This is a genomic window from Streptomyces cinereospinus (genome assembly GCF_042430725.1).
GTDB classification, from domain to species: Bacteria; Actinomycetota; Actinomycetes; order Streptomycetales; family Streptomycetaceae; genus Streptomyces; species Streptomyces cinereospinus.
Map to the genome: position 1 here is coordinate 1 of NZ_JBHMCY010000147.1, position 3,708 is coordinate 3,708.

Annotated in this window: 5 protein-coding genes and 3 pseudogenes; 1 reads left to right on the forward strand and 7 read right to left on the reverse strand. The window is 68.9% G+C overall.

The features are described from left to right. Nucleotides 1-85: 85 nt before the first annotated feature. Both ACFF45_RS35065 and ACFF45_RS35070 read right to left on the reverse strand, forming a co-directional pair. Nucleotides 86-346, reverse strand: a complete 261-nt coding sequence (locus ACFF45_RS35065) for an IS3 family transposase (RefSeq protein ID WP_381351075.1) — start codon at nt 344-346, stop codon at nt 86-88. Continuing rightward, nucleotides 343-651, reverse strand: a complete 309-nt coding sequence (locus ACFF45_RS35070; protein ID WP_381351076.1) for a transposase — start codon at nt 649-651, stop codon at nt 343-345. Before ACFF45_RS35070 ends, ACFF45_RS35065 begins: the two co-directional genes overlap by 4 nt. 45 nt (nt 652-696) lie before the next feature. Between ACFF45_RS35070 and ACFF45_RS35075 the strand changes: the two are divergent. Next, a pseudogene (locus tag ACFF45_RS35075) lies at nt 697-1,008 on the forward strand (IS110 family transposase); the annotation flags it as partial. 149 nt (nt 1,009-1,157) lie between these two features. Here the strand turns inward: ACFF45_RS35075 and ACFF45_RS35080 are convergent. From ACFF45_RS35080 to ACFF45_RS35100, 5 genes and pseudogenes are all read right to left on the reverse strand, one after another. Then, the gene (locus ACFF45_RS35080; RefSeq protein ID WP_381351080.1) at nt 1,158-1,451 is read right to left on the reverse strand and encodes a hypothetical protein; all 294 of its coding nucleotides are present in this window, start codon (nt 1,449-1,451) and stop codon (nt 1,158-1,160) included. 266 nt (nt 1,452-1,717) lie between these two features. Further along, nucleotides 1,718-2,002: pseudogene (locus ACFF45_RS35085) on the reverse strand (transposase); the annotation flags it as partial. Between the two features lie 243 nt (nt 2,003-2,245). Beyond that, a pseudogene (locus ACFF45_RS35090) lies at nt 2,246-2,534 on the reverse strand (S-adenosylmethionine synthetase N-terminal domain-containing protein); the annotation flags it as partial. A gap of 307 nt (nt 2,535-2,841) precedes the next feature. Then, nucleotides 2,842-3,174 carry a putative quinol monooxygenase gene (locus ACFF45_RS35095; protein ID WP_381351077.1) on the reverse strand — a complete coding sequence of 111 codons (333 nt, stop codon included), beginning with the start codon at nt 3,172-3,174 and terminating at the stop codon, nt 2,842-2,844. A gap of 260 nt (nt 3,175-3,434) precedes the next feature. Beyond that, on the reverse strand, nt 3,435-3,656 hold the full coding sequence (locus ACFF45_RS35100; RefSeq protein ID WP_381351078.1) for an O-methyltransferase: 222 nt from the start codon (nt 3,654-3,656) through the stop codon (nt 3,435-3,437). Between the last annotated feature and the right edge of the window lie 52 nt (nt 3,657-3,708).

Genomic DNA, 3,708 nt, shown 5'->3' on the forward strand with positions numbered 1-3,708 from the left:
ACTACATTCACAGGCCAGAACACTGTCAACTCAGTGATCAACAACGTATTTGTCAGACTGATCCCGGCGAGGTCCGCCTCTCTTATCAGCCGCTCCACGCGTTTGCGGCCGACGTAGACGTTCTCTCTCTCTTCAGAGCGGCGTGGACACGCGGAGAACCGTAGGTTCCGCCGGATTCCTCGTGGACGCGGCGGATCTGCTCGGTCAGTTCCGCGTCCCGACGACGGCGTTCACAAGGCTCACGCCGGGCGCGACGCCATCGGTAGTAGGTGGAGGAGGGGATGTTCAGTTCCCGGAGGGTGAGCCCGACCTCCAGGTCTTCGTGCTCGTCGAAGAGCGCGATCACCTGGGCCGGGTCGGGTCGAGCTGTGCCGCGAAAAAAGCCGAGGCCGTCCGCAGAACCTCGTTCGACCTCTTGAGCTGGGCGTTTTCCTTGCGCAGCGCGACAAGCCCGGCCCGCTCGTCACTGGTGAGCAGGTCGTCGCGTTCGCCGGCGTCCGCCTCGGCCTGGCGGATCCAACCACGTAGGGCCTCGTGGTGCACGCCGAGCTCCTCCGCCATGCGGCGGATCACGGGCTTTGGCTCCGACGCGCGGTACATCCGCACAGCACGCTCACGCAACTCCAGCGGGTATTTCCTCGGGGCAGGCATCAACAGGCTCCTCTCTGTGAGTCCTATATGACCTGCTGTCACCAGGCCGGACACGGCGACAGCCCGGAGACCCCCATACCCGTCCAGCCGCGGCCTGCTCGTGGCCGCCCTGCGCACCGGCAACCGTAAGGTCTTCGCGATCAACCCGCTCGCTGCCTCCCGCTACCGCGACCGGCACGGCGTTACTGTAGCCGCAAGAAGTCCGACCCCGGTGACGCCCTGGTCCTGGCGAACATCGTGCGCACCGACATGCACGCCCACCGGCCGCTGCCCGCCGACAGCGAACTCGCCCAGGCCATCACCGTGCTGGCCCGCGCCCAGCAGGACGCCGTCTGGAGCCGCCAGCAGGTCGCCAACCATCGTCCCGGCGCCAGTCTGTCCCGACACGATGATGGCCAGCGGCTGCTCCTGGGGCGTGCCGACGAGTTCGTTGGGCACGATCCGATCGCGGAATATGCGGTCGTTGTCCGCCTCGGACAGGACGTACAGGGTGCGGTCCACCTCGGTCACGCAGTACCCCGCAGCTCTGCCAGGAGCCGGGCACACTCAGCGGTGACTGCGTCGACCTCGGCCCGGTCGGCCGGTGTGAGGCTCCTACGCCGAGCGGCCCAGTGGCGCTGCTCGGCGGACAGGCTCTCGGCTCGCTCCGTGGCGAAGACCTCCTCCGCCTCGGCGATCAGCCGCGAGTAGGCGCCGACGACGTGGTTGATGCCGTCCAGGGCGACTTCGTAGGCCGTTCCGTCCTCGGCCGACCACGTGGCCGTCCCCATGTTCTGCAGGACCGATCCGGGTTCGGGCATGATGTGCCTCCTTGCTCCTTCATCGTGATGTGGCAACCGCCACCGGACGCGCGTGTTGACTCTGACAGACGTGTGCCGCTGCGGCCGCAGGTTATTGCTCCTCGCGGCGGTGCTGGAGTTGCAGCGCGACATGATCTCGGAGAACACCAAGGAGGGCGTCGCCGCGGCCGCCGGGAAGCCCCTCGGCCGTCCCGGCCGCGCTCGACGAGGGCGAGAAGGAGAAGGAGGACCGGAACTACGTTAAGAGGTCGTTTTCGCCCGATATTTTATCCCAGAATCGGCTGTTTGATCTGTGGTGTCGGGTCGCGCCAGGAGATGGTGTTCTCGCTGGTGAGGCGGCGGGCCATGAGGTCGGTCATGGCGAGGTGGATCATGGCTTCGGAGCGGACGGGCAGGGTTTCATAGTCGCGGGCGAGGCGACGGTGGAGCATGAGCCAGCCGTAGGTGCGCTCGACCGCCCACCGCTTCGGGATCGGAGTGAAGCCCTTGGTCCCGGGTGTGCGTGCGCTGATCTCCATGTCGATGCCGAGGGTGGCGGCATGTTCGACGAGCTTCCTGAGTCCATGCGGGGCTGCACGGCCCGGGACCACCTGTGCCATCGGACCGGTCGACGTGGCGGGGCTCTGGGCGTGCGGTCGGTGGCGAGGCCCCGCGGTCGGGGCAGCGCCGGTGACATCGACGGTAGTTGGACGCTCACACCCCCGAACCGAGGAGACGACCACTGCCCGCCCCTCGAGCAGCTCCCAGTGGCGCGGCAATCACATCGGCTGCCAAGAGGCACGGGCATGGCGCGGTCCGGCGAGCACGCTCACGCCGCATGAGGCGTCGTCGAAGCCCTTCGCGGACGCGTCGTAGCCGATCTCCACGATCCGGTCGCGGTCCGGTTGCGCGATCGGCGCGTACGCTGGTCATGACCTCGCCGGCCACGTGGATCTGGCCAGTGGTGATGAGGGTTTCCACGGCGACCGTGGCGGCGGGGTCGTCCCGGAGCAGCGCGTCCAGGATGATGTCGCTGATCTGGTCGGCGATCTTGTCGGGGTGACCCTCGGTCACGGAATCGGAAGGTAACAGTCGACGGGACACAGTGCTCCCTCGGTTTGCGGCGGCTGCCGGCTGGGACGGGATGGTGCGGGGGGGGGCCGGGCTCGGCGGACGGTAGTGCGGTATGGGGGCAGACCTGGCGCGTACGCCGGAGGAGGTACGGACGGCCCCCGGCGGGCGGCCCGCGCTGAAGGCGCGGGCCGCCCGTGGCGTGGGGCGCGCGAAGCGTCGCATGGGAAGGGTGCCACGTGGTGCGAGAGGTGAGACGCACGGGGACCGGATACGGCCCGGCCGGCACGGGGCAGGGCCGTATCCGGTCGTCGCTTCGCGGGCGGGACGGGTCTCCCGCTCAGCTCTCCGGGTGGTGCAGGGCGTACACCGTGTAGGCGTGCGCGTCGGGGTTGGCCAGCTCCGCTGCGCGCTCGCGGACGCGCTGGATGTCCGGGTCGCCCAGCGCGGCCTTGATGTCGGCCTTGCTGCGCCACTGCGCGATGTAGAGGAGCCGCTTGCCGTTGTTGCTGGTGAGGAGGTTCACGGAGAGGCAACCCGGACGGTGCCGGATGTACTTCTCGGCGCCCTCGCTCATGACCTCGGCGAGCTCCTTCTGGTTCTCCGGGTCGACATCGAAGACGTTGATCATGAAGGCGGCGCCGTCCTCGGCGCGGATGACGGTCTCGCTCATGGTGGTGTTCCTTTCCTCGTTGACGGTACCCGCCTGGGACGTGCCCGGCGGGTCGCCGGGCGTGCTTCGGGTGCCGGGGTTCATGCGGACGGGTTCGCCCACACGCGTGCCACCTCGACGGCCTGGGCCGGGTTGAGACGAAGGGGTTCTCCGCACCGAGCGAGGGCAGCGGGTAGCCGGCGCGGATCGCGGCGCTCACGCAGTTCCTCCCTTCGGTCGGGGCAGGGGGCTCCGGTCCCGCCGCGTGCTGCGGGGGCCCATCAGAGGGCGGACTCGCCGGACGGCAGCCGGCGGGCCATCGTCAGGCCGTCCGCGAAGGGCAGCATGACCAGCTGTACGCGGTCGTCCTTGCAGGCGTGCTCGTTGAAGGCCTTGATGGCCGCGGCCTTCTCGGCCGGCTCGTCGTCGATGACCTCGCCGTTGAAGAGGGTGTTGTCGACCAGGAGGAGCGCGCCGGGCCGCATACGTGGGGCTAGTTCCAAGGCCGTGAAGTTTGCGGTTGGGGCGGGCTGTCAAGGGCCTGCGGGCGCGAGG

What these genes read in the sequence shown, in the direction of transcription:
- ACFF45_RS35070 (WP_381351076.1), bottom strand. Translation starts at nt 651, where the DNA reads ATGCCTGCCCCGAGGAAATACCCGCTGGAGTTGCGTGAGCGTGCTGTG.
- ACFF45_RS35095 (WP_381351077.1), bottom strand. Translation starts at nt 3,174, where the DNA reads ATGAGCGAGACCGTCATCCGCGCCGAGGACGGCGCCGCCTTCATGATC.
- ACFF45_RS35080 (WP_381351080.1), bottom strand. Translation starts at nt 1,451, where the DNA reads ATGCCCGAACCCGGATCGGTCCTGCAGAACATGGGGACGGCCACGTGG.